Below are 24,081 nucleotides of genomic sequence, written 5' to 3' on the forward strand. Positions count from 1 at the left end.
GGAACCGGAGTCGTACGGGATCAGCGCTTGCGGGACTGGTTCGCGTCCGCGTTCGACCCCTTGGACCCGGTCGACCCCTTGGACCCGGTCGCCCCCTTCGAGCCGTTCGAGCCGTTCGCCCCCGAGGCCCCCTGGCCCTGCTCCTGCCCCTGCCCGTTCCCCGGCTTCGCGCCCGTGTCGGCCCCGGCCGAGTCGCTCAGCGCCGCGCAGTAGGCCCTCACCTTCGCCCCACCCCCCGCAGCCGCCGCAAGCCTCCGGTACGCCGTCGCGTCGAGCGCCCTGCCACGGCCCTGGAGCTTCTCGTACGCCCGGCAGTGCGCCAGGGTGTCCTTCGCGGTGGCCGGGCGGTCGGCGGGAGTGGGCGCGGCGGGCCGGGAGCCGGTCGGCGACGGGGCCGGGGCACCGGCGGTGACGCCCGGACGTACGCCCTCGTCGCGTGCCGCGCCCTTGGCCGGACCGCCACCCCCCGCGCCGATCGCCGCGTAGGCGACACCGCCGAGGGTGAGACTCGCCAGCAGCACGGAGAGCGTCGCCTTCCACGACCGCCCAGGCCGCCGCTGCGGGCGGGGCCGCCAGTCGTCCCGCCGCCGGGTCCGGGCCCGGTGCGCCCCGGAGTCCCTCGCCACCCGGTAGGCGTCGACGGCCCGCCGCTCGGCCTCCCCGTCCTCCTTCGCCGCGAGAAGCGCGGCCCCGAGCGCGGCCCCGAGCACCCTCTCGAGCCGGTCCCGGTCGTACGACGGCTGGGGCGCGGGCGACGTCTCGCCGTACGGCCGCTCGTCACCCATGCCGTGTCCGTTCCCGTCCGCCGTGCCGTGCTCGCCTGTCATGTCGACTCCCCCAGCGTCCGGGGGCGCTCATCCGTCACACTCTCGGTGCCGACCAGCTGTGCCAGCCGTTTCAGCCCGCGGTAGGCCGCGGTGCGCACCGCGCCGGGGCGTTTGCCGAGGACACGGGCGGCGGCCGGGCCGTCGAGACCGACGACGACCCGGAGCAGGACCGCCTCGGCCTGGTCGCGCGGAAGCGCCCGGACCAGGTCGAGGGCGTACTCGGTGGAGAGGGATTCCAGCGCCTGGTCGTGGGTGCTGTGCGGGCCGGGCAGGTCCAGCATGTCCTGCTCCAGCGCGGACGACCGGGGGCGCACCTTCTGCCGGCGCAGATGGTCCAGGGCCCGGTGCCGGGCGATGGTCGCGCTCCAGCCGCGGAACCCGGCCCCGTCGCCCCGGAACCGCCCGAGGTCCCGGGCGATCTCCAGCCAGGCGTCGGATGCCACGTCCTCGGCGTCGTCCCCGACCAGCCCGCGCAGATACCCGAGCAGTCCGGGCTGCACCAACCGGTAGGCGACCGCGAACGCGGCCTCGTCGCCCTCCTGGGCCCGCGCGACGGCCGCGCCCAGTTCCCCGTCGTACGCCTGCGCGCGGCGGGGTTCCCCTCCCTGGCCCAAGAACTTTCCTGTCCGTACCGGTTCATGGCGATTACACGCGTTCTGCGGCCTCGCCCTTGCCCATGTCTCCCATGGTCAACAGCGTCCGCGCGCACGGAAGTGTCACAGTCGCGCAGCGGTCCCGGAGGCTGCGGTGAGCAACTCCTGTGACGTCTGAGATTGTTGGGACGCTGTATGAGTGCCACCTGTGCGACAGGTGGCACTTCTGTGACCGGGTTCAGGGGAACTCCGGGAGTCCAAGGGGTGGGGTAGGTAGTGAGTCGTCGTAACAGGCGTGCGTACAGACCGCTCAGCATGAAGCGACGGGCGTGGCTGACGCTCGGTGCGGTGGTCCTGGGAGGCGGCGGCATCGCGACCTACGCCGTGGCCAGTCCGTCGACCGACGGGGCGGGGGGTCCGGCCGAGCGGCCGGTGAAGGTCTACGGCCTCGCGCTGAAGGCTCCCGAGACCGGCGAGCGCGAGCTGCCGCGCACCGAGACCAAGCAGTTCTCGCTGCTCGGGATCTCCTGGACGGGGGCGACCAAGCGGCTCGACGGCAAGGCGCAGGTACGCACCCGGAGCGTCGACACCGGCGCGTGGACGTCCTGGCGCGACCTGGAGACGGACGCGGACCCGGTGGAGGACCCCGACGAGCGGGCCGGGGCACGCGGCGCGTCCGAGCCGCTGTGGGTGGGCCCCTCGGACGGGGTCGAGGTCCAGGTCGTCCACGAGGACGGCACCACCAGCGCCGGGCTGCCCTCGGGTCTGCGGGTCAACCTGGTCGACCCGGGCGTGACCGCCGCCGAAGCGTCCGACGCCGCGACCGAGCCGGCCGCCTACGCGGAGGACGTGACCCCGAGCCCCACGGCTCCTTCGCCCACGGCCACCACGTCCCCCGGCCCGGCGTCCACGGTTCCCGAGCCGCCGATCGTCTCGCGCGCCGACTGGGGCGCCGACGAGTCGCTGAGCCCCGACCCGTCGGAGTACAACACGGATGTGAAGGCCGTCTTCGTCCATCACACGGCCGGGTCGAACGACTACACCTGCGCCGAGTCGGCGTCGATCGTGCGGGCCATCTACGCGTACCACACCGCCCCGGCCCCCGGCGGAAACGGCTGGAACGACCTCGGCTACAACTTCCTGGTCGACAAGTGCGGCACGATCTTCGAGGGCCGCAAGGGCGGCGTCGACCAGCCGGTCCTGGGCGCGCACACCTACGGCTGGAACCGTGAGTCCGCCGGCATCGCGGTCATCGGCGAGTACACCGCGGCGGGCGCCTCCAACGCCGCCCTCACCTCGGTCGCCCGGATCGCGGCCTGGAAGCTCGGCCAGTACGGCGTCGACCCCGCCTCGACGGTCCAGCTGAAGGCGGGCGCGACCCAGAAGAACCTCGCCGGTACGAGCTTCACGTCCGGCACCTCCTACCCCTTCAACGCGATCTCCGCTCACCGTGACGGCTACGCCACCGAGTGCCCCGGCAACAGCCTCTACGGCCAGCTCCCGACCATCCGCGCCTGGGCGGCCGGCCCGGTGCAGGGCCTGAAGGTCACCTCGCTGACCGGCGCGACCCTGTCCGGCTCGACGTACTGGACCAAGGGCGCGATCACCGTGAAGTGGTCGACGACCACGCCGGGTTCGCTGATCTCGAAGTTCGAGCTGCTGGTCGACGGCAACGTCGTCACGACGGTCCCGGGCACGGCTGCCTCGGCGAACACGACGCTGGCTGCGGGCAGCCACAAGGTCGCGGTGCGGGCGGTGCACCAGTCCGGCAGGACCACACCCGCGACCACCGCGCTGACGGTCGTCGCGGACACCACCGCCCCGGTCTTCGCCACCACCCCGAAGATCACCCTGCGCACCGGCACGGTCGAGACCGCCGCCGTCCCGGTCACCCTCGGCTGGAAGGCCACCGACGCGCAGGCGCTGAAGCAGGTCAACCTGGTGTCCCCGACGACGGCCACCTTCGGCCCGACCATCACCAGCTCCAACCGCACCGCCAAGTCCGGCGCGGCGAGCACCTGGTCGATGACGGCGTACGACATCGCGGGCAACACCCGCACCTCGTCGCCCGCCTTCACGCCGGTGATCCTCCAGGAGACCTCGGCCACGAAGTCCGGCACCTGGACCTCCCGTTCGTCGTCGAGCTACCTCGGCGGGAAGTCGTACTCCAGCGGTTCCAAGAACGCGAGCCTGACCTGGACGTTCACCGGCCGGTCCGCCGCGTGGGTGGTCTCGCGGGCGTCCACCTCGGGACAGGCGTACGTCTACGTGGACGGCACCAAGGTCGCGACCGTGGACCTGAAGTCCTCGACCACCAAGTACCGCCAGGCGATCTGGACCAAGTCCTGGTCGAGCAGCGCCCAGCACAAGATCAAGATCGTGGTGGTCGGCACCAGCGGACGCCCGACGATCACCACGGACGGCCTGGTCTACGTCAAGTAGCCGTCCGCGGCACCCGGTTCATCGGCTCGGGCGCCCGCTCCCCACAACACGGGGGGGGCGGGCGCCCGTTCCGCGTTCACCGGGCGGCGGCAGCGGTCAGCGCGGTCATCGCCGTACGGCACCCGTCGCGTCCCGGCACAGCAGCCGCAGCGAGCCGTCCCCGGCGAAACAGCGGCGGGCCTCGTTCACCGGGTCCCACAGGCGGCCGTCGGGCGTGCGGACCCAGTGCTCGCCGCCGCTCGCCCACCACTCGGCACCGGTCTGACGGACCACGACCTCACCGGCGTAGGCGCCGAACCCGCGCAGCACGGTCTCCACGGCCGCGTAGGGCGCTCCCTCCCGGCGTATCTCCTCGATGAGCCGGTCGACCCGCCACAGGCTCTGCGCCGAGTAGTCGAGCCGGACCCGGGCACCCTCACGCAGGGCGGACACCGCGTCCGCCGCCCAGCGCACGGGTCTGGCCGCGGCGGCGGGCCGGTCGGCCCGGCGGGTGGTCACGTCGGCGGTCGAACGGGCTGTCGCATGAGCGGTCACATCAGTCGTCACACGGGTGACAGCGCTCGGGAGGGGCCGCGCGTCACACGATTCGGGGGACTTCGGCGACATCGGCGCAGGACCGACGCACCTTCACCGCAACGCCCTTGGGACGGTCACAGGACCCTTTCGCTCCCGTGGTTGACGCCGGAGTGACGCTTCGGTGCCTCCGTGCGCTGCTGTCTCTGATGAGTGACTACTTCCATCTCCGCGCGGTGCCGCCCTCGGCCCTGCGCAACAGCGCCAACTGGTTGCAACGGCTGTTCGAGGACGACTGGGACGCCGTACGCGAACGCATCGGCCGCCACCGTGAGGAGGTGCTGGACAAGTCCTACCTGGACCACGAACTCCTCTACTCCGGCGCCGAGGTGGTCCTGGGCGGACTGCCGGTCTACCCCGCCGACCACGACAAGCCGCCCTTCCTCCTGCTGACCGCGGCCAGGACGCACCAGGTCTCGTCCTACCTGGGGGCCACCGACTTCGAGGCCCTGTGGCGGCTCGCCCGTGAGGAGTTGCTGCCGAGGTACGGCGGGGCGGGTGCCGAGCGGGAGGCGCGGGGGGTGTTCGCGGCGGCGCACCGGGACCTGACGGCGTTCTACGGTCAGACGGCCCGGTACGGGGACGCGGTCGTCAAGTGGCTGCTCCCGTGAGGGCACTCGCCCCGGCCCTCTCCGTCCCTTCAGCCCCTCCGGCGGCTCCTCCGTGACACCACCGCGCGCAGCACCCGGCGGCCTTCCGTGGAAACCTCCAGGGCGGGACGCACACCGGCCGGGCCGTGACCGGCGAGGAGTTCCAGGACGGTGATCTGGCGCCGGAGTTCGGCGGCGACGAGGGGCGACATGCCCTCCGTACGGCCCTCGCGGCGGGCGTCGAGGGAGCCGGCGGTGTCCTTCAGGGGATCGAGCAGTTGGTGGATCCGCAGCGCGGCGACCGAGCAGGCGTCGGCCCATGCCCGCACCTCGGCACCGGACCGCGCGGCGGGCGCGGCCTCCAGCATCCGCCGGGCCAGGGACACGGCCTCGTCGGCACCGGCGCCCTCGGGGACGCCCTCGACTGACCCGAACTCCCCTCCTCCGCCCAGCTTTCCGCGAGCCTGGTCCAGAAGTCCGGCCCACTGTTCGGGGCTGCCGGTGTCGGTCGCGAGGTCGGCCCACAGGGGGCGCAGGACCTCGTCGTCGCCGCCGAGCAGCGGTACACAGCGATCCAAACAAGCCAACCCGCTGGCCGCCAGCCCGCGCTCGTCGGCCTGGCCGATCAGCTCCACCAGACTCATCCACGCCTCCCTCGCGAGCGGCGCTCCCTCACGGAACCCGCACTTTCCCTTACTGCGTGCGATGGCCCGGGAGTGTCACAGGGGCACCACACCGAGTCGGTCGAGCATACGGAAGAAGAGGTTTTCGGCCAACGGGTCGGGTTCGGAGGTCAGTACGTCGAGGAGCGGTTCCTCGGCCACCGCGTGCCCCGCCTCCGCCGCCCAGGCGACCGCCCGCGCGGCCGCGTCCCGGGGCTCCAGGAAGTAGTCGTCCAGGGCGAGTCCGTCCCCGTTGGAGTCGTCGGCCCCGAGATACCGGGTCATGGCGTCGCGGGCCAGACAGGTCGTCCAGCCCCCGCTCTCCGGGCCCACCGCCTCGACCACCACCGACGCGCTGTCCATGACGTAACCGAACAGCGCGGGCGAACCGGTCTCCCGGGCGAGGGAGTTCATGTTCCCGACCTCGCCCTCACCGCTCGCGTACTCCCAGACCTGCCATCCGTCGGGCGCCGAATCCCGCAGGACCAGGCCGTCGACTCCGGCCAGTGCGTCCAGTCCGTCGAGCGGCCGCTCCGAGCGGCCCACGACGAAGTAACCCCAGTAGCCCATCCCCGGTCCCCCCGGCTGCTCGGTACGGTTCGGGCCCGAATACACCACATCCGTACGGCGGTTCACAGGGGCCGGACGAACCGAATCCGTCAGACCGCGGCGGGCACCGTGGGCCCCCACCGGGCCTTCTCGTCCTGCATCCGGGTCAGTCGCAGCACCATCGCGGCGGCGACCAGGGCGGCGGCGAGGTCGAGCGCGTCCGCGTACAGCAGCTGGCGCGTGGTGTCGTGGATCTCCTGGGAGGTGCCGGCTTCCCCCGCCATGGTGGCGAGGAACCGCCCGACGACGTTCGTCAGGAGCCACAGCGTCCACCAGACGTTGACCAGCGCATGCCCCCTCGGCCGGTCGCCCACGCTGCTCGCGTCCCAGACGTCGAGCACGATCCTGCGCGGGTACCACAGGCTCACGAACGGCACGATCCAGCCCGCGATCACCCAGCCGCGCGCCTTGCGGTGCCCGTCCGGGGCGAACACCTCGGCGTTGACCCGCACCCGCCAGAGCCAGATCACGAAGACGACGGCACAGGCCAGCAGCACGACGAGCTGCGCGCCGGCCGCCAGCCCGGTCAGCGCGTCCGACGTGTCGGCCCGGTCCAGCACCGCGGCCCCGCCGTCACCCGCGACGAGGTCACCGGTGACGTCGTACCGGAGGTAGTCCGCGACGACGGCGAAGAGGTCGACGGCGGCGGCCAGCCCCAGCAGGGCCGCGGTCGCCCACCCGAGCCCGACCGGCGAGCGCAGCCAGACCTTCGGCGCCCCCGCGCCGGGCGGGGCCGCGAAGCCGGCGGGCGTGGCACACGCGGTGCACAGGACGCCGTCCGGTGCCGCTTCGAAGTGATGGCAGCGCGTGCAGAGCATGGTGGTCCCCCGAGATGTGAATGAGCCGAGCTGCAGCCCGACAGTCGCCCAGCCGCGCAGGTTCTCCCCAGAGCCTCACGCGCGGCATGCGGAACATACGGTCCGCCGGCCCCGTACGTCCACCACGAATTCCCGGCCGCTCAGCCCAGCCGGCCGCCGAGCGCCTTGAACTGCGTCCAGGTCAGGGCGGGCTTGCGCGGATCCCACAGCTTCTGGGCGGTCGCCTGCAGCGGCATCCGGATGCCCGCCGCGACCTGGTCCTGCGTCTGCGCGTTCGGGAAGTCGCACCAGACCGCGAAGTACCCGCCGAGGATCTGGCCGTCGTACTTCGAGGAGACGGCCGTCGTGCCGCGCACCACCCGCGGGGTCCACTGCTCGTAGATCCGCTGGCCCCTGGGATAGAAGAACTTGTTGGGCTGCCCGAGGACGTAGTAAAGGAACTCGTCGTTGTAGTTGACGACCTTGCGGCCCGCGCTCAGGTACTCCACCGGCTGCCGGGCGCCGATCTCCTTGCCCGTCCAGTAGGCGACCCGGATGTCGCCGGCCGGCCGCACGGACGTGCCCCGGAAGAAGCCGTCGTTCCAGGCCAGCGGTGTCTTGCCGGCGGCCCGGACGGTGTCGGCGCGGTCGTTGAGCCACCCCGTCGTCAGGTCCGCGACGGTCCCGCCGGCGCCGTAGGCCGCCCGGGCGGCGGTGGCGAGCTGCGGATAGGTCGCCGCCGGGTTCGACACCATCAGCGCCCGGTACTCGTCCCCGCCGAGATGCCAGTCGGAGCCGGGGAACAGGTCGGCGTACTCCTTCAGCAGATCGTCGACGATTTCGGCGGCCGCGGGCTTGGAGATGTCGATGGTCCCCTGCGGCGCGTTCCCGGCCGCGCTGCGCAGCTGGAGCTCGGGGTGGGCCGCGATGACCGCGCCCAGATGCCCGGGCGAGTCGATCTCCGGTACGACGGCGATGTGCCGCTGCGCCGCGAGCGCGACGATCTTGCGCACCTGCGCCTTCGTCAGGTGCTGCTTCGAGACGATCTCGGGGTGCGAGTCGGACGCGATCCGGAACCCCTGGTCGTCGGAGAAATGCAGCTGGAGCCGGTTGTACTTCAGGTCACCGAGCTCCCTGACCCGGTCCTCGATCCAGCCCGCCGTGAAGCTCTTGCGGGCCATGTCCAGGGAGAACCCGCGCACCGGCTTGGCCGGCTGGTCCCGTACGACGCCCTCCGGCGCCGTACCGCCCCCGTGCACCTCCTGCTTGAGCGTGCGGGTGCCGTAGAACACGCCCGCGTCGTCCGGCCCGCTGATGTCGACCCGCCCGCCGCGCACGGTCATGCGGTACGACTCCGGGGCCGCCCCGGCACCGTGGTCGAGAGCCAGGCGTACGTCCCCGGCGCGCACGTCGTCCTTCTTCCCGGCGTACGTCAGCCCCAGCTCACCGGCGACGAGCCGCCCCTCGTCGGCGAGGCCGGCGTCGTTCACGACCACGCGCCGCCCGGCGGCGGGCCGCCAGCCGGGGCCGCGCGCCGGGGTGTGGGCGCGGACGGCCGGAATGGTGCGCGGGGTGGTGGACAGCGGGTACGAGCGGGTGGGACTCGGCGTCGGGCTCCGCCTCGGCGAGGCGGTCGACGGCGACAGCGACGCGCGCTGATCGGCTCCCGCCTGCGTCTCCGCCTGCGCGGACCCGGCGGGGGCGCTGTCGTCGCGGCCCGTCCACAGCCCGAGACCCACGCCGGCCGCCACGGTCACGGCGAGCGCTCCGGTGATCAGCCCTCTCGTCCGCCTCGTCTGCTTCTCCGGTCGCTTCCTGTGCTGGCTCACACCCTCCACGCTAGGGCCTCAGGAGAAAAGGCGCGTCCACCGCACGTTCCGAAACTCTCCCTTGCGGGTGAAATTCGGGCATCCGTCGGACAGGTCATGTCCACACTCGATAACGTGACGTCACACCGCTCACAGCTTCCCCTGCCGAAACACACGTGACGCCCACACACACTTCCGGCCGACTGGCCATACCGTCCCTGCCCACGGTCCTGGACGCCTTCAACATCGCCCCCGCCGCCGAGGCCCTGGGGCTGTTGCTGGACTGCCTCCGCAGTCGGCGCTGGGCGGACCGGATCGCGACTCACCGCCCGTACCCGACGGTCGAGGCCCTGCTGGCCGCGTCGGACGAGGCGGCGTACGACCTGACGCCGGTGGATCTGTCGGAGGCGCTGGCGGCCGAGACGCTTCCGCTGCTCCCGGAGGGGGCCTACTCACCGGCCCACATGGCCATGGAGGCGGCCCACGCCGCGTACGAGGCCCGCTTCGGCCACGCGTTCGTCATCTGCCTGGACGGCCTGCCGTCCGACGAGGCCCTGGACCACGTCCTGGCGGGCATCCGGTCACGATTGACAAACGATCCGGAGGAGGAGCGGGTGGTGGCGGCAGAGGAGCTCCGCCGTCTGGCGAGGGGCAGATTGGTGTCTTCGTTGAGGGGCGCGGGGAACGGCGCGACCAGCCACACACAACCCGCACCCGGCACATAGCAGCTCAGACCACCCCATCAGCCGCCCAGTTCCGCCATCCGCGTGCCACTTCGATCACACCGGTAGGCCCCCCGTAAGCCTTCAGCCACCGCTTGGATAGCATGCTGGGGGCCGGTGGACCGTACCCGGCCGGGCCCGACCGACAGACCAAGCCGGCGCGGCCCCAATCCCCGCTCCCGGAGGGACTTCCGTGCCGGCTGGAACGCTGTACCGCGGCCGGGAAGGAATGTGGTCCTGGGTGGCTCACCGAGTCACCGGCGTCCTCATCTTCTTCTTCCTGTTCGTTCACGTGCTGGACACCGCTCTCGTCCGCGTCTCGCCCGAGGACTACGACAAGGTCGTAGCCACGTACAAGACCCCGCTCGTCGCGTGCCTGGAGTACGGCCTCGTCGCCGCCATCCTCTTCCACGCACTCAACGGCCTGCGCGTCATCGCCGTCGACTTCTGGTCGAAGGGCCCGCGCTACCAGAAGCAGATGCTCTGGTCCGTGGTGGGCCTGTGGGTCGTACTCATGATCGGGGCGATCTACCCCGTCCTCGGCCACGCCGCTCGTGAACTGTTCGGGAGCTGATACCGATGGCGACCACTGAAACCACCGCTTCCGGCATCGGCCCCGTCGAGGGCTCCTCCGGTTACGGCGTCGACAACCCGGCGCCCCTGATCGAGGCTCCGCGCAAGCGCACCAAGAAGACCCCGAAGTCCACGCGCGGCAACTTCGAGATGGCCGCGTGGCTGTTCATGCGGCTGTCCGGCATCGTGCTGGTCGTCCTGGTCATCGGGCACCTGCTGATCCAGCTCGTGCTGGACGGCGGCGTCTCGAAGATCGGCTTCGCGTTCGTGGCCGGCCGCTGGGCCTCCCCGTTCTGGCAGGTCTGGGACCTGCTGATGCTGTGGCTCGCGATGCTGCACGGCGCCAACGGCCTGCGCACGATCATCAACGACTACGCGGAGCGCGCCAACACCCGGCTGTGGCTCAAGGGCCTGCTCTACACGGCCACGGTGTTCACCATCCTGCTGGGCACGCTGGTGATCTTCACCTTCGACCCGAACATCCGCTAGGCGCGGGGCTGAGGAATTCCTGATGAAGATCCACAAGTACGACACCGTCATCGTCGGCGCGGGCGGCGCCGGCATGCGCGCCGCGATCGAGTCGACGAAGCGCAGCCGTACCGCCGTGCTGACGAAGCTCTACCCCACCCGCTCCCACACGGGCGCCGCGCAGGGCGGCATGGCCGCCGCGCTGGCCAACGTGGAGGAGGACAACTGGGAGTGGCACACCTTCGACACGGTCAAGGGCGGTGACTACCTGGTCGACCAGGACGCCGCCGAGATCCTGGCGAAGGAGGCCATCGACTCGGTCCTCGACCTGGAGAAGATGGGCCTGCCGTTCAACCGCACCCCGAACGGCACGATCGACCAGCGCCGCTTCGGCGGGCACTCCCGCAACCACGGCGAGGCCCCGGTCCGCCGGTCCTGCTACGCGGCCGACCGCACCGGCCACATGATCCTCCAGACGCTGTACCAGAACTGCGTGAAGGAGGGCGTGGAGTTCTTCAACGAGTTCTACGTCCTGGACCAGCTGATCACCGAGGTCGACGGCGTGAAGCGGTCGGCCGGTGTGGTGGCGTACGAGCTGGCGACCGGCGAGATCCACGTCTTCCAGGCGAAGGCCGTGATCTACGCGTCCGGCGGCTGCGGCAAGTTCTTCAAGGTGACGTCGAACGCGCACACGCTGACCGGTGACGGCCAGGCCGCCGTCTACCGCCGGGGTCTGCCGCTGGAGGACATGGAGTTCTTCCAGTTCCACCCGACCGGCATCTGGCGCATGGGCATCCTGCTGACGGAGGGCGCCCGCGGTGAGGGCGGCATCCTCCGCAACAAGGACGGCGAGCGCTTCATGGAGAAGTACGCGCCGGTCATGAAGGACCTCGCGTCCCGTGACGTCGTGTCCCGCTCCATCTACACGGAGATCCGTGAGGGCCGCGGCTGCGGTCCCGAGGGCGACCACGTCTACCTCGACCTCACGCACCTCCCGCCGGAGCAGCTGGACGCCAAGCTCCCGGACATCACGGAGTTCGCGCGCACCTACCTCGGTATCGAGCCGTACACGGACCCGATCCCGATCCAGCCCACCGCGCACTACGCGATGGGCGGCATCCCGACGAACGTCGAGGGTGAGGTCCTGGCGGACAACACCACCGTCGTCCCGGGCCTGTACGCGGCCGGCGAGGTCGCGTGCGTCTCGGTGCACGGGGCGAACCGTCTGGGCACGAACAGCCTCCTGGACATCAACGTGTTCGGCCGCCGTGCGGGTATCGCCGCCGCCGAGTACAGCCAGAAGGCGGACTTCGTCGAGCTGCCGGAGGACCCGGCCTCGCTGGTCGTCGGCCAGGTCGAGGCGCTGCGCAACTCGACGGGCACCGAGCGCGTGGCGGTCCTGCGCCGCGAGCTCCAGGAGACCATGGACGCCAACGTCATGGTGTTCCGCACCGAGCAGACGATCAAGACGGCGGTCGAGAAGATCGCCGAGCTGCGTGAGCGCTACAAGAACGTGGCGATCCAGGACAAGGGCCGTCGTTTCAACACGGACCTGCTGGAGGCGATCGAGCTCGGCAACCTGCTGGACCTCGCCGAGGTCATGGCGGTCTCCGCGCTGGCCCGCAAGGAGTCCCGCGGCGGTCACTACCGCGAGGACTACCCGAACCGCGACGACGTCAACTTCATGCGCCACACCATGGCGTACCGCGAGGTGGGCGACGACGGCGCCGAGTCGATCCGTCTCGACTACAAGCCGGTCGTCCAGACCCGCTACCAGCCGATGGAGCGTAAGTACTGATGGCAACCCCTGTTCTGGACAAGAAGGACGCGGCCGGCGAGCCCGAGCCCGGTTTCGCCGACTCCCCGTACATCACGGTCACCATCCGGGTGCGCCGCTTCAACGCCGAGGTCTCGGCGGAGGCGGTCTGGGAAGACTTCCAGCTGGAGATCGACCCGAAGGAGCGCGTCCTGGACGCCCTCCACAAGATCAAGTGGGACCTGGACGGCTCGCTGACCTTCCGCCGCTCCTGTGCCCACGGCATCTGCGGCTCGGACGCGATGCGGATCAACGGCAAGAACCGTCTGGCCTGCAAGACGCTGATCAAGGACCTCAACCCCGAGAAGCCGATCACGGTCGAGCCCATCAAGGGCCTGACGGTCCTGAAGGACCTCGTGGTCGACATGGAGCCGTTCTTCCAGGCGTACCGCGACGTGATGCCCTTCCTGATCACGAAGGACACCAACGAGCCTACGCGTGAGCGTCTTCAGACGGCCGAGGACCGCGAGCGCTTCGACGACACCACGAAGTGCATCCTCTGCGCGGCCTGCACCTCCTCGTGCCCGGTCTTCTGGAACGACGGCCAGTACTTCGGCCCGGCGGCCATCGTGAACGCCCACCGCTTCATCTTCGACAGCCGTGACGAGGCGGGCGAGCAGCGCCTGGAGATCCTCAACGACCGCGACGGCGTCTGGCGCTGCCGCACGACCTTCAACTGCACGGACGCCTGCCCGCGCGGCATCGAGGTCACGAAGGCGATCCAGGAAGTGAAGCGAGCACTGATCACGCGCCGTTTCTGATCCTTCCCCGCCCTGCGCGAACGAGGGCCCCGTTCCTTCCTGGGACGGGGCCCTCACCCGTCCCAGCTGAATCACCGGACCCTACAGTTTTGGCCAATTCGCGCCCCTGCGCGTCCAGGCGCTTCACCGTCACACTCCGAAGCGCGTGTTCTGTAGCGCTGTCGAAGGGGGAGGCGTGACGGGATACCGGGGCCCGGATTCCAGAAGAAATCCTTGGAAGGCGCCAAAGCCTTATGGTTACGGTCCGGCCAGTGCGTCCGCTCTCTTCATCGCCGCCCCACTGTTCACAGCCGCCGCCCTTTCGTTGGCGGGAGTGGTCGGGGGCGCGGACGACGAGTTCCGGTGGCCCGGCCCCATCCTGCTGATCCTCGTCATCGCGGCGCTCATACTCGTCGCCAGTATTCAGCTCGCCTATTACGCCCGTCTCCATCTCTACTCCTACGACGATCTCGTGACCTGGCTGGGGCCCGGCTATGTGGAGGATTACGAAACGCGCCTGAGGTCGGACCAGAAGAGGGACCAGAAGATCTGGACCAGGTACCAACTCAGAGCCGTACACGCCTTCAACGTCGGCACGATGCTGCTGGGGGTCGGGATCGCTGCCGCTCTTGTGCCACCCGTCTGCGGTGAACAGCCGAAGTGGCGGTGGGCTGCGGCCGCCGTGGTGTGCGCCGCCACCGTGATCGACGCGATCTGGGTCACGTACATGCACATGAAGGCGCTCAACCATCGAACGAACTGGCTCTACAGATCAGTACGAGGGCTTATCGAGAAAACCCGAAGAGAAAGGGGCTGACACATGCTGGCTCATACCGAACTGCCTGGATTTCCACCACCGACCATGGAGGTTGGTCCCCCCGGGCCCACCTGCCTGCATTGCGAGGTGCTCATCGTCCCTGCCCCGCCCGCCGGCTGGACCGGCTACACGCAGTCCGACCTGGACGGGTGGCTGGCCACGCTACCGGCTTGCGGTGCGGCAGCTGACGCAGAGTTCCCGGACCCGCTGGGGAGAACAATGGCCCACGACCCGAACTGCCAGTACTACGGACTTCCCCCTGTCGTCATGTGGTTCATGGACGCGGAAATAGCCGCCCGCGCGCACCGAAGGCTGTGGGAGGCTCATCAGCCCTGCCGCGGATGACCGCTCCCGTTCTCCTCGCCGTGCCCGCCGATCGCGCCGATCTCCTTCCCCACTACGATGACGCCGCGCGCCGTCTCGACATGCGGCGGGAGTGGGAGTCAGCGAACGATGACGGAGGATGGGCGCCCGGCGGCACGGGGCAGAATGCGGATCGGACTGATCGCCGTGGCCGTGGGCTGCTATCTCGCCGGCGATCCCTCACACCGAGCGCATTCGGCTTGGGAATTCGCCGCCAGATGGTGGCCGTGGGCGCTCCTGGTCCTCTCCGCTGTCAATCTGCTGCGAGCGGCGATACCCCCGACATCTCTCCTCGCTCCCTTCCTGCTGGCAGCGACAGCAGCGGTCGCACTCGTGTCTGCTCACGACATAAGTGCATACGCCGTCACCGGTCTCGCGCTGCCCGGTGCGGTCGCGCTCGCCGGAGTGCTGCTCATCAGTGCGGTGGTCCCCGACAGCCGCGGCGGCCGCTGGAGCCGGACGCTCACGACGGGAAGAGTCGTCGTCCCCGAGGACACCGACGGGATTCTCGCTCTGCGGGCGGTGCTCGGCGAACTGCGCGCCGACCTGACCCGGACATCGTCCGTGACCCGCACCACGGTGCATGTCACCGCGATCGCCGGCCATGTCCGAGTGACCGTCCCGCGCGACCGCTGGGTGAACGTGAAAACCTCGGGAGCCCTGCTGACCCACGTAGCGGAGACGGGACCCTCGCCCGGCGAACCCCCGGACCCTTCACGCGGGTTCGTCATCCATGTTCTCGGCGTGTGCGGATCGGTCGGCATCGTACGTGTGTGAGCCGTCCACAGTGTGGTGATAGCGCATGGGAGACCGTCCTCGGCCGGTGAACCGGGCGGTGACCTCGGTGAAGATCTCCTTCTCCGCGACGGTGTCCTGCGGCAACGGGTGGTGCAGCGCGCTGAGCAGTTCGAATCGGTGCAGGTCGTACACCGTGTGCATCAGTCCCGAGTAGGCCTGAGCCGCTGTCACCGCCCCCTTGTAAGCGACACTCGCGAGAACCAGTGCGGCGCCGCACAACCACCACGACCGCGGTTCGTCGTAGAAAGCGATTCCCCATGTCAGAGCCACTGCCAGGAAGCTCCAGCACAGATTGACGGCGGTGTCGAGCGCATCCCGCGTCGAGCTCAACGCATGCACCATGCGATCCGAGATCTGCATATAGATGCGCGGCCACGAGGAGAGCGTGGAGAGGCCGTAGCGCTCGCCCGCGCTGAGCTCGCCGGACCTCAGCGCGTTGCCAAGTGCCGTCGGCAACAGAACGTCCGCGGGAGGTCGTGCGCTCAGTCTTCGGCCGGCTTCGGCACGCATCTCGCGGCCGATCGGGCCCCGTGCCCCTCGCTCGGCCTGCTCGCGCAGCATCTCCCAACGCCTGCGCTGCACTTCGACCAGCACACCTGCGAGCCCGGCTGTCGTCGACCAGCGGTACCAGTACCCCTCCAGTGCCCGCACCGCCCGCACCTGGAAGGGCTGGAGCAACAGGGCCAGGAGGGCCGTGCCCGCCATGAGCGCGGTCAGGGTTCCGGCGGTCGCGGCCGGGGTTCCGGGAACAGCGCGTTCCCAGTGGCTGGGTCCGGTGAAGGCGCCGGCCTTGAGGACGACCCAGAAGGAGGCAACGAAGAGGACGCACGGGACCAGCTGCACCGTCACCACCCGCCGCACGAAGCCGCCCCCGCTCATCTGCCCCGCGTGTCACTCGACCCCGCTCAGTATGGGTGCAGGACGCCACCGACGGCAGGGGAGAAGCCGGGGCGGGCCAGGATCACGTCCCGTTCGTCGACTCCGGCGTCCGCCCCGGTCGCTGGTCCACCGTGGTCAGGTCGATGTCGACGGGGAAGGGGACGGAGACCTTGAGGCGCTCGTGGAAGATGCCGGTGAGGCCATAGGACCTGGTGGCCGGGTCGAGTTCGTAGACGTAGACGACCGGGAGACCTTTGTTGTCGTCCTGCTCCACCCGCCAGAAGTGCGGGACTCCGGCCGCCGCGTACTTTCGGGGCTTGACCTCCCGGTCCCGCTCGCGCGAGTCCGCGGACACGACCTCGACAGCGAGGAGTACGTGCTCGGGCTCGTACCAGGTCTGGTTCGGGCCGGTGACCGCGTCCACGGGGAAGACCACGATGTCCGGCTCGGGGCGGTTCTTCGCGTCCAGCCTGACCGTCATCTCACGGTCCACATCCAGGTGAGCGGGCGCTTGGTGCAGCAGCGCGTTGTCCAGCAGACGCATCGTCCGACTGTGGAATCGGGTCTGCGGACTCATGAAGACGAGACTCCCGTCGAGCAACTCCGTGTGCGGGGGGAGGCCCGGAATCCGGTCTAGGTCGTCCGCGGTCCAACCTTCGGCAGGGGGGATCGGCCATCGGTATGCCGTCTCGTCGTCCATGCCGTCGTCGGATGCGGCGCTCATCACTGCTCCCATGGGACGGAGTCTCGCGAGTCGCTTCAGCGTATCCAGCGGGAACGTCCGCCGCCTCACCTCAACGAGTGATCACTTACGGAGATCCGGCCACCCCCGAAGAGCATGATCAGGACACGGTGGGTGCCGCCATCTGGCCAACTGTGGTGGGAGCACTGTGACTTGTGGTGCCTGAGGTTCAGGCTGGCGGCATGGCACTCAAGAGAAAATCCGCCGCCGCGCTGTGCGTCGCCGCGGTACTCCTCGCGATACCCCCCACTGCCTCCGCCACCCCCGGCACGCACGTGACGCTGGCCCGGGAGAACTTCGACCGGCTTCCGCTCGGGGCTGTCGGGCAGGGGCGGGACTGGGTCGGGGATACGGCCGGTGGGACGTTGGCCGTCGTTCCGAGTGGGACGGGGCATGGGCGGGAGCTCCGGATTCGTACGGAGGGGAACGGTCGGGCCTTTCTCGTGTTCGACAAGCTCTCGCCTCCCGGGAACAGTCTCTGGGGGCGGGTGCGGCTGCGGGTCGGGGGGTTTCCCACCGCGCCGGACTGGGCCCACTGGACCGTCGCCGAGGCGTCGGGGGCGGACTCGCCGACGCTGGTGCGGCCCCTCGGGGGCCAGTACGCGCCGACCGACGGCGGCAACTTCTGGGGAGTCGGGTCGGATCTCGGGCCGACCGGGGACTGGACCTCCTGGAAGACCTCCTCACCCGCGGTCGCCGGGACATGGCAGTGCGTCGAGTTCCATCTGAACGCCCGCGACAACCGCGTCACCGTGTACTCCGACGGCGTGCAGCGGTCCGACCTGACCGTCTCCACCAAGGTGCACGGGGGCACCGCGGACGACTTCGTCTTCCCGGCCTTCGACAAGCTGAAGCTGGGCTGGCAGCTCTATCAGGCCGACCCGACCCCCTCGTCGTACGACATCCGCATGGACGACATCGCCCTCAGCACCCGGCGCGTGGGGGGTTGCGGAAAAGGAGACTGAAAACGGGATTGTGCACCTGCGCCGGACGTGATCCACTGCGGCGGTCATGATGGGGCCCCTGGGGAGGGGCCAGGGGTTCGGGGGAGGCAGCGGTGCGTACCGCTGGAGAAGAGATCGTGTCGTCGTGCCCGCAGTGCGGGGTGGAGATCCGTTCGGACAGACGGTTCACCACGTGGTGCGCGGCCTGTGACTGGAACGTGGATCCGCAGGGGCCCGACGGGCGCAAGCGCGGGCTGGACGGTGTGCGTCGCCGGATCGCCCAGCGGTACGGCGTGCGCCTGTTCGACGAGTTGAGCGGCGAGGGCAGGGGCGGGTCGGGCGGGCGTACGGTGCCCGGTCTGCTCGCCGTCGCGCTCGCGCTCGCCGTGCACGGCCTGACCCTCGTCCTCGCCGCGATCGGGCTGCTGGGCGTGATCCGTGGCTGGGGCGGGCTCGGTATGGCGTTCGGGCTGTTCCTGCTGGCGCTGGCCTGGTCGCTGCGGCCGAGGCTGAACCGACTGTCCGACGACGACCGCGTCCTGCTGCGCGCGGACGCGCCCGAGCTGTACGCACTGGTCGACGAGGTGGCCGCCGCCCTGGGCACCCGGAGCGTGGACGCCGTCGTGGTCGACGTCGACGCCAACGCGAGCGTGACCCAACTCGGGCTGCGGCGGCGGCTCCTGACCCTGGGGCTGCCGCTGTGGGAGGTGCTGAGCCCGCAGCAGCGGATCGCACTCCTCGGGCACGAGCTCGGTCACTTCACCCAGGGCGACACCCGGCACGGCATGGTGGTGGGCACCGCGTGCAGATCGCTGGGCACCTGGCTCTACTACGTACGCCCGATGCCCAACCCGAACGTGATCCAGGCCATCACCAACCTGGCCTGTGTCCCGCTGCGTCTGCTCATCACCGGCGTCCTGGCACTGCTCGAGCTGCTGACCGCACGGGCCTCCCAGCGCGGTGAGTACCTGGCCGACGCGGCGGCGGCCCGCGCCGGGTCCACCGAGGGCGCGGTCGGCCTGATGGACCGTCTCATGGTCACCGACTCGATCGTCACCACCCTGCACCGCGAGACCAACAGCCGCCGGATGCGCGGTTCGGGCCGCGGCGGACGGCACGACGGCGACGGCCTGTGGGAGGCGCTCGCCGCCCATCTGGACTCCGTGCCGGAGGCCGAGTTCGAACGGCAGCGGCGGGTCGGGGCGCTCCGCGGGCACAGCGTCGACGCCACCCACCCGCCGACCCACCTGCGCCGCCGGCTCCTGCTGAGCGGCGCGCCGGCACCCGCCGCGGTGACCGCGGGCGGCTCCCGGACGGAGCGGATCGCCGGGGAACTGGCGGAGGTCCGCGGCACGCTGGCCCGCGAAGTCGTCAGGGACGGTTACGGAAACCTGTGACGGCGGCCCCCTCCCGCTTCAGCCCGTGACGGCGGCCCCCTTCGCGCTTCCCGCCCCGCCGTCGCGTACGGCGGTCACAGCTGGCTCAGGATCGTCGGGTCGGTGATCTTGGTGTCGGCCGCCAGCATCATCGCCTTGCTGAGGATGACCGCCAGCATGCGGTCGCCCTCGTAGGGCAGATAGCCGGTCTGCGGGGAGGCCGGGGCGGACTTCGGGACGATGCAGAGGTACTGGTCGTTCGGGGTGCGCAGGATGTTGCCCGAGCCCAGGTGGATCTTGTAGGTGTGGCGGTCGCCCTTGACGTGGAGGAAGCGGCCCTCCAGGGTGCAGCGGTCGGCTATCGCGAGCCTCGGGATCAGGCGGTCCAGGAGCAGCCGACGGGTCTCGGCGCTCTGGTTGAGCTCTCCGAAGCCGTACGACGTCCAGTACTCCTGGAAGCGGCCGCCGGGGCCGCCGTCCTGCCAGGTGGGGTCGTTGCCGACGCTGGCCACGCCGACGAACAGGTCGACGTCGCGCAGGACCTCGGACAGGACCAGGGGCGGGATGTCGGTCAGGGGCAGGGGGTCCACCGGTTCGGCGCCGTCGCGCAGCCACATGCGGTACTCGCCGCCCGCGCAGTGCGCCGAGTTCTCCGGGGCGTCGATCGGGTAGAAGCGGACCTGGTCGGTGCGCAGGCGCAGGTAGCTGCCGGAGTCGGTGATGTCCGAGTAGTCCGCGCCGCCGTCGCCCTCGATCCAGTACTCGGCCCGCAGGCCCCACCGGGGGAGGTTGCGGGAGGGCGGTGGCGCCTCGTCGTCGACGGCCAGCCGGAGTTTGTTGCGCCAGCCCCGCGCCGCCGCCAGGGAGTGGAACTGGTGCTGGCGCAGGACGTGGGCCGCGAAACGGTTCGAGTAGGTGCCCGTGGCGCGCTCGGCGTCCGTCAGCAGGTAGACCTCGCGGTGGGCCTGCTTGAAGGGCTGCGTGATGCCGTGCCGCTCCAGCCAGTCGCGCCAGGCGACGATCTCGGCGGGCGTGTGGTCCACCGGGTGCCAGAGGCGTACTTCGGCGCCCTCGGTGACCGGGGTGTCCGCGAGGGTGCGCAGGGCGCCGTCGGCGTGGCCGACCGTGGTGCCGTCGACCGTCCACAGGAGGCGCCGGGCGAGGGTGCCGACCAGGGGGTGGTCGAGGTAGCGCTCGCGCCAGGTGGCATAGGACCAGGTCCGGTCCGCGAGGAACTGGCGGTCCAGGCGCTCGCTCTGGGCCGAGAGCATCTTGTCGATGTCCTTGGCGGCAGCCTTGAGTTCCTTCAGCTCCTCGGAGTGGTCGCGGCGGACGGCCGCGGGGACACTCTTCACAGGCTTGCCGCTCGCGTTGCGCCAGCTCAACACGGCCTTGGAGCCCTGGACTTCGAGGACGGCCGTGAGCTCCCCGAGCCGGTGCTCGGCGCGTCCCACCTCGGTCAGGCCGTAGGCGGGTACGGCGAGTTCCTCGATCTCCTCGCGGCTGAGGCCGAGAGCCGTGGCGCGGGTCTCCAGGGCCGCGTCGAGCAGCTTCAGGGTGTTCTTGTACGTCACCCGGGTGGCCAGGCGGGCGAGTTCGGCGAGAGCGGCCTCGCTGTCGATGCGGGCCAGCGCGTTGACACCGGCGTTGGCGACCTTCGGGTTGCGGGGGCCCAGGCCGGCGACCTTCTTGAGGGAGGTCTCGACCAGGGCGCCGAGGGCGCGGGCGGTGTCGGGGTGGGGCGGGAGGAGGGAGAGCAGCCAGGCCAGGCCCCGGAGGGCGTTGGCGTTGTAGGGGTCGTAGGCGCTGTTGACGTCCGGTTCGTAGGTGCCGCGTTCCAGTTCGAGGGTGCGGGGGCGGCCGACGAGGGCGAGCCAGGTGAGCACGGTCCCGCGGACGCGGTCGGGGCCAAGGGAGCTGGTCAGGGCGGTGGTCAGGGCGGTGGCCCGCTGGTCCCACTTGGCGTTGGGCTTGGCGGCGGTCGCCGTGGCGGCATGGGCCAGCAGGGCCCGCCAGTCGGGGTCGTCGGACGCGTCCCGCAGGGCCTGGTCGGCCCAGGCCTCACCGACGTTGACGGGTGGTTCGGTCAGCTTCTTGGCCGTCCGGACCAGGTCCTCGTTCAGGTAGGCGTGGGTGACCGAGCGGCGCACGGTGGCGACGACCGCCGGAGGGATGGTTCGGCCCGCGGCGAGCTCGGCCTCGACGAGGTTCTCGTAGTGGGCGCTGTACCAGAAGGAGTGCTGGCGGGAGATCCGGTCGAGCAGGGCCAGGCGCTCCGCGGCCAGGCGGTCGTGGGCCGGCAGGTCGCGGGAGACGATGCCGAGCAGGATCAGGGCGTTCTCGCGGGCGTTGGGGCCAGCCTCATCCGAGTGGTACTGCGTCACGAGGCCGTCGGCGACCCGTGACCGTCCCTCCGGGGGCAGCCGGCGCACGCGGTCCATTACGCCGTCCCACAAGCCGGTCCAGTGGCCGTTGTTGGCGAGCGTGGCCTTGAGCAGGTCGACGGCCAGCCCCTCCAGGTCGTCCTCGGCGACCCGGCGGCCGAACAGCTCCTTGTACCTCTGGATCTCGCCCATGGTCAGCCACCCACCAGCGGGACGAGCTTGAGGAAGGTGACCTCGGTGCCGAGCACCAGGTCGATCTCCTCGTCGGGCTCGGTGACCTGGCGGTCGCCGACCAGCACCAGGAATCCGTTGCCGGCGAAGGCCTTGAGGGCGAGCTCGGTCTGGGTCTCGGGGTCTATGCGGCGGGGCGTGCGCAGCGCGTAGCCGTTCAGCACGCGTTCGGTGTCCTCGGGCTGGACCAGGCCCTGGAAGACCGCGGGCGTACGCGCGTTGTACTCGGCGACCTCCTGGAACACCCGACGCCGGATCAACTCCCGCACGGTGAGCCGCTCCTCGGCGATCTCCAGCCCCCAGCCGTCACTGCGGCTCCCGCTTGTCGTCTCGTCGACGAACATCACGATTCCCATGCCGAGACAGTACGAGCCACCACTGACAACGGGCCCGTGGGCAGACTACGCACATGCAGCTCCCCGCCGAAGCCGTAGCCACTGCTGTGTTGCTGGAGGTCGTGAGGATCTCCGAACTCCCGACGATGCGAGGAGCCCCCTATCCCGGCAGAGTGGTCGCCCACTGGGTCGGAAGCGAGTCGGCCGACGTCCTGGCCCTGATCGAAAGCCTGCCCGGCAGCGAGCAGCACCGCTGCGGATTCTCACCGGGCTGGAGCGTCCGGGCGTACGCCGACACTCTCGACCTGGCGCTGTTCGAGGCGGCGTTCTGCTTCAGCTGCCATGAAGTCCGCATGCACGGAACCGCCGTACCACCCGCCCTGGCCACGCAGTTCTTCGACGCGGGCGCCCCGGAGGCGGCCGCCCTGCTGGCTCTCTTCCGCGAGGCGGCGGCGAGCGGTGAAGTCCGGGGCTAGACGACGTTGCGGGCCACCGTCCACGCCACCGCCACCGCGAGGACGATCAGTTGGGCCCGAGGGCTCAGTGTGGGGCGCCAGTGGCGGCCGTGCAGGCCCTCCCATGACCAACGGGCCAGCAGGTACAGGGCGTACGGGGAGGCCAGCAGCAGGGCGCGGTTGTCCAGCCAGGCCTCGGTGAAGTGGCCGTGCATCAGGTCGTACACCATGCGGGTGCCGCCGCAGGCCGGGCAGAGCAGGCCGGTGAGCATGCGGAACGGGCACTGCGGCAGGAGGTGGCCCGGCTCGTGCGGGTCGGTGCGGTAGAGGTAGGCCGCGCCGGCGGCTCCCGCGGCGAGCACCGCCGAGGGTGCCGCGGCGGGGTGGCGGAGCGGGGAGCGCCGCACGGGTGAACGGGGCGCCGACGACCCCGTCCCGGCGCCCTCCGTCCTAGCTGCGGAGGATCCGGCCGTGTTCATCGGTGTGGTCGTTCCCGGTGAGCAGGAGGATGCCGTCGATCAGCGACCAGACGCCGAGCCCGCCGCAGGTGAAGAGCTGTGCGAGCCCCATGCCGACGTTGCCGAGGTAGAAGCGGCCGACGCCGAAGCCGCCGAGGGTGAGCTGGAGGATGCCCGCGATGACCTTCGACTTGTCGGAGTACGGGCGCCCGTACGGGTCGTAGCCGTAGGGGGCGTTGGGATCTCCCGTGTAGGTGCCCGGGGGCGGGTAGTAGCCCGGCGGCGGGAACCCGGGAGGCGCGTAGCCGGGGGGCGGGTATCCCTGCTCCTGGTGGCCCTGCGGGTATCCCGGCTGAGGGCCGGGCGGCGGGCCCTGCGGGGGGCCTTGCTGCGGGTAGGCCTGCTGCTGGAAGCCCTGCGGGGACTCCTTCCGCGGCCCCTGCTGGGGATCCTGCTGCTCGTGACCCTGCTGCTCGCTCAAGGGGGACTGCTCCTGGGGACCTAAGCGGGAGGACCCGCGAAAAGACGACAATGCGCCCGGTCATCATGCCCGACGGACACCGCGTCGCAGAAGCCCGTTCGATGACTCCCGGCTTAATCTGACGACATGTCAGATGATGAGTCGTACGAACTGCTCGGTTTCGACAACGTGCTGCTGCCCGTCGGGAACCTCGGCCAGGCCGTCTCCTTCTACGAGCGCGCGGGCTTCACGGTCGGTTTCCGGCTCGACGAGGCCGGGATCGCGCTGCTCAAGGTCGGCGGCGAGACGCCCGGGATCCTGCTCCGCCAGGAGGAGGCGCTCGGGCACCGGCCGCCCCCGTGGCCCGCCACGCGCGTGTGGCTGGAGGTTCCGGACGCACGGGCCGCCGCCCGGGAACTGCGCACGGCGGGCATCGAACTGCTCGACGAGGTCTTCTCCGTGGCCACCGGCTGGACGGCCGAGATCGCCGACCCCTGGGGGAACGTCCTCGGGTTCACCGACTACACCAAGCGCCCGGAGCTCGCCCGACGAGCCTGAGGCCCTGTCCGGGCTTCACCCTCCCCCCATGAGTTGAACATGTTCAAAAGCAGGTCTAGAG

General features: G+C 70.6%; 26 protein-coding genes. 13 read left to right on the forward strand and 13 right to left on the reverse strand.

Annotated features, from left to right (window positions below):
• Positions 1-20: 20 nt before the first annotated feature.
• Complete coding sequence (locus tag H295_RS0112145) at positions 21-827, reverse strand: hypothetical protein (RefSeq protein ID WP_028809279.1); 807 nt, start codon at positions 825-827, stop codon at positions 21-23.
• Positions 824-1,441: an RNA polymerase sigma factor gene (locus tag H295_RS0112150; RefSeq protein WP_020135635.1), complete on the reverse strand. Its 618-nt coding sequence runs from the start codon at positions 1,439-1,441 to the stop codon at positions 824-826. Before H295_RS0112150 ends, H295_RS0112145 begins: the two co-directional genes overlap by 4 nt.
• 294 nt (positions 1,442-1,735) lie before the next feature.
• On the opposite strand from H295_RS0112150, the gene H295_RS0112155 reads away from it, so the two are divergent.
• Entirely contained in the window at positions 1,736-3,862 is a 2,127-nt protein-coding gene (locus tag H295_RS0112155; protein ID WP_020135636.1) for an N-acetylmuramoyl-L-alanine amidase, read from the forward strand.
• Between the two features lie 105 nt (positions 3,863-3,967).
• On the opposite strand, the gene H295_RS0112160 is transcribed toward H295_RS0112155, so the two are convergent.
• Positions 3,968-4,360 (reverse strand): hypothetical protein, encoded by a 393-nt coding sequence (locus H295_RS0112160; protein ID WP_020135637.1) that lies wholly within the window; start codon positions 4,358-4,360, stop codon positions 3,968-3,970.
• Positions 4,361-4,584: 224 nt separating this feature from the next.
• Between H295_RS0112160 and H295_RS0112165 the strand changes: the two genes are divergently transcribed.
• Positions 4,585-5,046: a DUF1877 family protein gene (locus H295_RS0112165; RefSeq protein WP_020135638.1), complete on the forward strand. Its 462-nt coding sequence runs from the start codon at positions 4,585-4,587 to the stop codon at positions 5,044-5,046.
• 29 nt (positions 5,047-5,075) lie between these two features.
• Here H295_RS0112165 and H295_RS0112170 read toward each other — a convergent pair whose 3' ends face one another.
• The 4 genes from H295_RS0112170 to H295_RS0112185 form a co-directional block, all read right to left on the reverse strand.
• Entirely contained in the window at positions 5,076-5,669 is a 594-nt protein-coding gene (locus H295_RS0112170; RefSeq protein ID WP_020135639.1) for a hypothetical protein, read from the reverse strand.
• A gap of 75 nt (positions 5,670-5,744) precedes the next feature.
• A complete protein-coding gene (locus tag H295_RS0112175; RefSeq protein ID WP_020135640.1) occupies positions 5,745-6,257 on the reverse strand; it encodes a hypothetical protein in 513 nt (170 codons plus the stop codon).
• A gap of 89 nt (positions 6,258-6,346) precedes the next feature.
• Positions 6,347-7,114, reverse strand: coding sequence for a DUF4328 domain-containing protein (locus tag H295_RS0112180; RefSeq protein WP_020135641.1), 768 nt, complete (start codon positions 7,112-7,114; stop codon positions 6,347-6,349).
• Between the two features lie 140 nt (positions 7,115-7,254).
• The gene (locus H295_RS0112185; RefSeq protein ID WP_051135549.1) at positions 7,255-8,922 is read right to left on the reverse strand and encodes a beta-N-acetylhexosaminidase; all 1,668 of its coding nucleotides are present in this window, start codon (positions 8,920-8,922) and stop codon (positions 7,255-7,257) included.
• 155 nt (positions 8,923-9,077) lie between these two features.
• On the opposite strand from H295_RS0112185, the gene H295_RS0112190 reads away from it, so the two are divergent.
• The 7 genes from H295_RS0112190 to H295_RS0112220 all read left to right on the forward strand — a co-directional run bounded on the left by H295_RS0112190 (position 9,078) and on the right by H295_RS0112220 (position 15,177).
• Positions 9,078-9,626, forward strand: coding sequence for a 2-oxo-4-hydroxy-4-carboxy-5-ureidoimidazoline decarboxylase (locus tag H295_RS0112190; protein WP_020135643.1), 549 nt, complete (start codon positions 9,078-9,080; stop codon positions 9,624-9,626).
• Between the two features lie 190 nt (positions 9,627-9,816).
• The gene (sdhC, locus tag H295_RS0112195; RefSeq protein WP_007384241.1) at positions 9,817-10,197 is read left to right on the forward strand and encodes a succinate dehydrogenase, cytochrome b556 subunit; all 381 of its coding nucleotides are present in this window, start codon (positions 9,817-9,819) and stop codon (positions 10,195-10,197) included.
• Between the two features lie 5 nt (positions 10,198-10,202).
• Positions 10,203-10,685 (forward strand): succinate dehydrogenase hydrophobic membrane anchor subunit, encoded by a 483-nt coding sequence (locus H295_RS0112200; RefSeq protein ID WP_020135645.1) that lies wholly within the window; start codon positions 10,203-10,205, stop codon positions 10,683-10,685.
• A 22-nt stretch (positions 10,686-10,707) separates the two neighbouring features.
• A complete protein-coding gene (gene sdhA / locus H295_RS0112205; protein WP_020135646.1) occupies positions 10,708-12,462 on the forward strand; it encodes a succinate dehydrogenase flavoprotein subunit in 1,755 nt (584 codons plus the stop codon).
• The gene (locus tag H295_RS0112210; RefSeq protein ID WP_020135647.1) at positions 12,462-13,241 is read left to right on the forward strand and encodes a succinate dehydrogenase iron-sulfur subunit; all 780 of its coding nucleotides are present in this window, start codon (positions 12,462-12,464) and stop codon (positions 13,239-13,241) included. The genes sdhA and H295_RS0112210 overlap by 1 nt, the downstream gene beginning before the upstream one ends.
• Before the next feature lie 175 nt (positions 13,242-13,416).
• Positions 13,417-14,037 carry a hypothetical protein gene (locus tag H295_RS0112215; protein ID WP_199788582.1) on the forward strand — a complete coding sequence of 207 codons (621 nt, stop codon included), beginning with the start codon at positions 13,417-13,419 and terminating at the stop codon, positions 14,035-14,037.
• 696 nt (positions 14,038-14,733) lie between these two features.
• A complete protein-coding gene (locus H295_RS0112220; RefSeq protein WP_158691040.1) occupies positions 14,734-15,177 on the forward strand; it encodes a hypothetical protein in 444 nt (147 codons plus the stop codon).
• Here the strand turns inward: H295_RS0112220 and H295_RS0112225 are convergent.
• A complete protein-coding gene (locus tag H295_RS0112225; RefSeq protein ID WP_234021594.1) occupies positions 15,115-16,059 on the reverse strand; it encodes a hypothetical protein in 945 nt (314 codons plus the stop codon). The genes H295_RS0112220 and H295_RS0112225 overlap by 63 nt on opposite strands.
• Positions 16,060-16,159: 100 nt before the next feature.
• Entirely contained in the window at positions 16,160-16,801 is a 642-nt protein-coding gene (locus tag H295_RS0112230; RefSeq protein WP_051135541.1) for a Uma2 family endonuclease, read from the reverse strand.
• A gap of 200 nt (positions 16,802-17,001) precedes the next feature.
• On the opposite strand from H295_RS0112230, the gene H295_RS0112235 reads away from it, so the two are divergent.
• Both H295_RS0112235 and H295_RS0112240 read left to right on the forward strand, forming a co-directional pair.
• On the forward strand, positions 17,002-17,784 hold the full coding sequence (locus tag H295_RS0112235; RefSeq protein WP_028809283.1) for a hypothetical protein: 783 nt from the start codon (positions 17,002-17,004) through the stop codon (positions 17,782-17,784).
• 92 nt (positions 17,785-17,876) lie between these two features.
• Positions 17,877-19,160: a M48 family metallopeptidase gene (locus tag H295_RS0112240; RefSeq protein WP_028809284.1), complete on the forward strand. Its 1,284-nt coding sequence runs from the start codon at positions 17,877-17,879 to the stop codon at positions 19,158-19,160.
• 74 nt (positions 19,161-19,234) lie between these two features.
• On the opposite strand, the gene H295_RS0112245 is transcribed toward H295_RS0112240, so the two are convergent.
• Together H295_RS0112245 and H295_RS0112250 are read right to left on the reverse strand one after the other, a co-directional pair.
• Positions 19,235-21,715 (reverse strand): DUF4132 domain-containing protein, encoded by a 2,481-nt coding sequence (locus tag H295_RS0112245; RefSeq protein WP_020135653.1) that lies wholly within the window; start codon positions 21,713-21,715, stop codon positions 19,235-19,237.
• Between the two features lie 2 nt (positions 21,716-21,717).
• Positions 21,718-22,110, reverse strand: a complete 393-nt coding sequence (locus H295_RS0112250) for a hypothetical protein (protein WP_028809285.1) — start codon at positions 22,108-22,110, stop codon at positions 21,718-21,720.
• A 53-nt stretch (positions 22,111-22,163) separates the two neighbouring features.
• On the opposite strand from H295_RS0112250, the gene H295_RS0112255 reads away from it, so the two are divergent.
• Positions 22,164-22,565, forward strand: a complete 402-nt coding sequence (locus H295_RS0112255; RefSeq protein ID WP_028809286.1) for a hypothetical protein — start codon at positions 22,164-22,166, stop codon at positions 22,563-22,565.
• Here the strand turns inward: H295_RS0112255 and H295_RS0112260 are convergent.
• Both H295_RS0112260 and H295_RS0112265 read right to left on the reverse strand, forming a co-directional pair.
• Positions 22,562-22,951, reverse strand: a complete 390-nt coding sequence (locus H295_RS0112260; protein ID WP_020135656.1) for a DUF2752 domain-containing protein — start codon at positions 22,949-22,951, stop codon at positions 22,562-22,564. The two genes, H295_RS0112255 and H295_RS0112260, sit on opposite strands and share 4 nt — an antisense overlap.
• Positions 22,952-22,994: 43 nt before the next feature.
• Positions 22,995-23,483, reverse strand: coding sequence for a TM2 domain-containing protein (locus H295_RS0112265; RefSeq protein WP_020135657.1), 489 nt, complete (start codon positions 23,481-23,483; stop codon positions 22,995-22,997).
• A 126-nt stretch (positions 23,484-23,609) separates the two neighbouring features.
• On the opposite strand from H295_RS0112265, the gene H295_RS0112270 reads away from it, so the two are divergent.
• Positions 23,610-24,020 carry a VOC family protein gene (locus H295_RS0112270; protein WP_020135658.1) on the forward strand — a complete coding sequence of 137 codons (411 nt, stop codon included), beginning with the start codon at positions 23,610-23,612 and terminating at the stop codon, positions 24,018-24,020.
• Positions 24,021-24,081: the final 61 nt, after the last annotated feature.

It is taken from the genome of Streptomyces sp. 351MFTsu5.1, assembly GCF_000383655.1.
GTDB classification, from domain to species: domain Bacteria; phylum Actinomycetota; class Actinomycetes; order Streptomycetales; family Streptomycetaceae; genus Streptomyces; species Streptomyces griseorubiginosus.

Excerpts from the sequence above, each read along its gene's own strand:
- H295_RS0112165 (WP_020135638.1), top strand. The coding sequence starts at position 4,585 with ATGAGTGACTACTTCCATCTCCGCGCGGTGCCGCCCTCGGCCCTGCGC.
- H295_RS0112270 (WP_020135658.1), top strand. The coding sequence starts at position 23,610 with ATGTCAGATGATGAGTCGTACGAACTGCTCGGTTTCGACAACGTGCTG.
- H295_RS0112200 (WP_020135645.1), top strand. The coding sequence starts at position 10,203 with ATGGCGACCACTGAAACCACCGCTTCCGGCATCGGCCCCGTCGAGGGC.
- H295_RS0112155 (WP_020135636.1), top strand. The coding sequence starts at position 1,736 with ATGAAGCGACGGGCGTGGCTGACGCTCGGTGCGGTGGTCCTGGGAGGC.
- H295_RS0112230 (WP_051135541.1), bottom strand. The coding sequence starts at position 16,801 with ATGAGCGCCGCATCCGACGACGGCATGGACGACGAGACGGCATACCGA.
- H295_RS0112175 (WP_020135640.1), bottom strand. The coding sequence starts at position 6,257 with ATGGGCTACTGGGGTTACTTCGTCGTGGGCCGCTCGGAGCGGCCGCTC.
- H295_RS0112145 (WP_028809279.1), bottom strand. The coding sequence starts at position 827 with ATGACAGGCGAGCACGGCACGGCGGACGGGAACGGACACGGCATGGGT.
- H295_RS0112255 (WP_028809286.1), top strand. The coding sequence starts at position 22,164 with ATGCAGCTCCCCGCCGAAGCCGTAGCCACTGCTGTGTTGCTGGAGGTC.
- sdhA (WP_020135646.1), top strand. The coding sequence starts at position 10,708 with ATGAAGATCCACAAGTACGACACCGTCATCGTCGGCGCGGGCGGCGCC.
- H295_RS0112235 (WP_028809283.1), top strand. The coding sequence starts at position 17,002 with ATGGCACTCAAGAGAAAATCCGCCGCCGCGCTGTGCGTCGCCGCGGTA.
- H295_RS0112250 (WP_028809285.1), bottom strand. The coding sequence starts at position 22,110 with ATGGGAATCGTGATGTTCGTCGACGAGACGACAAGCGGGAGCCGCAGT.
- H295_RS0112170 (WP_020135639.1), bottom strand. The coding sequence starts at position 5,669 with ATGAGTCTGGTGGAGCTGATCGGCCAGGCCGACGAGCGCGGGCTGGCG.
- H295_RS0112180 (WP_020135641.1), bottom strand. The coding sequence starts at position 7,114 with ATGCTCTGCACGCGCTGCCATCACTTCGAAGCGGCACCGGACGGCGTC.
- H295_RS0112245 (WP_020135653.1), bottom strand. The coding sequence starts at position 21,715 with ATGGGCGAGATCCAGAGGTACAAGGAGCTGTTCGGCCGCCGGGTCGCC.
- H295_RS0112210 (WP_020135647.1), top strand. The coding sequence starts at position 12,462 with ATGGCAACCCCTGTTCTGGACAAGAAGGACGCGGCCGGCGAGCCCGAG.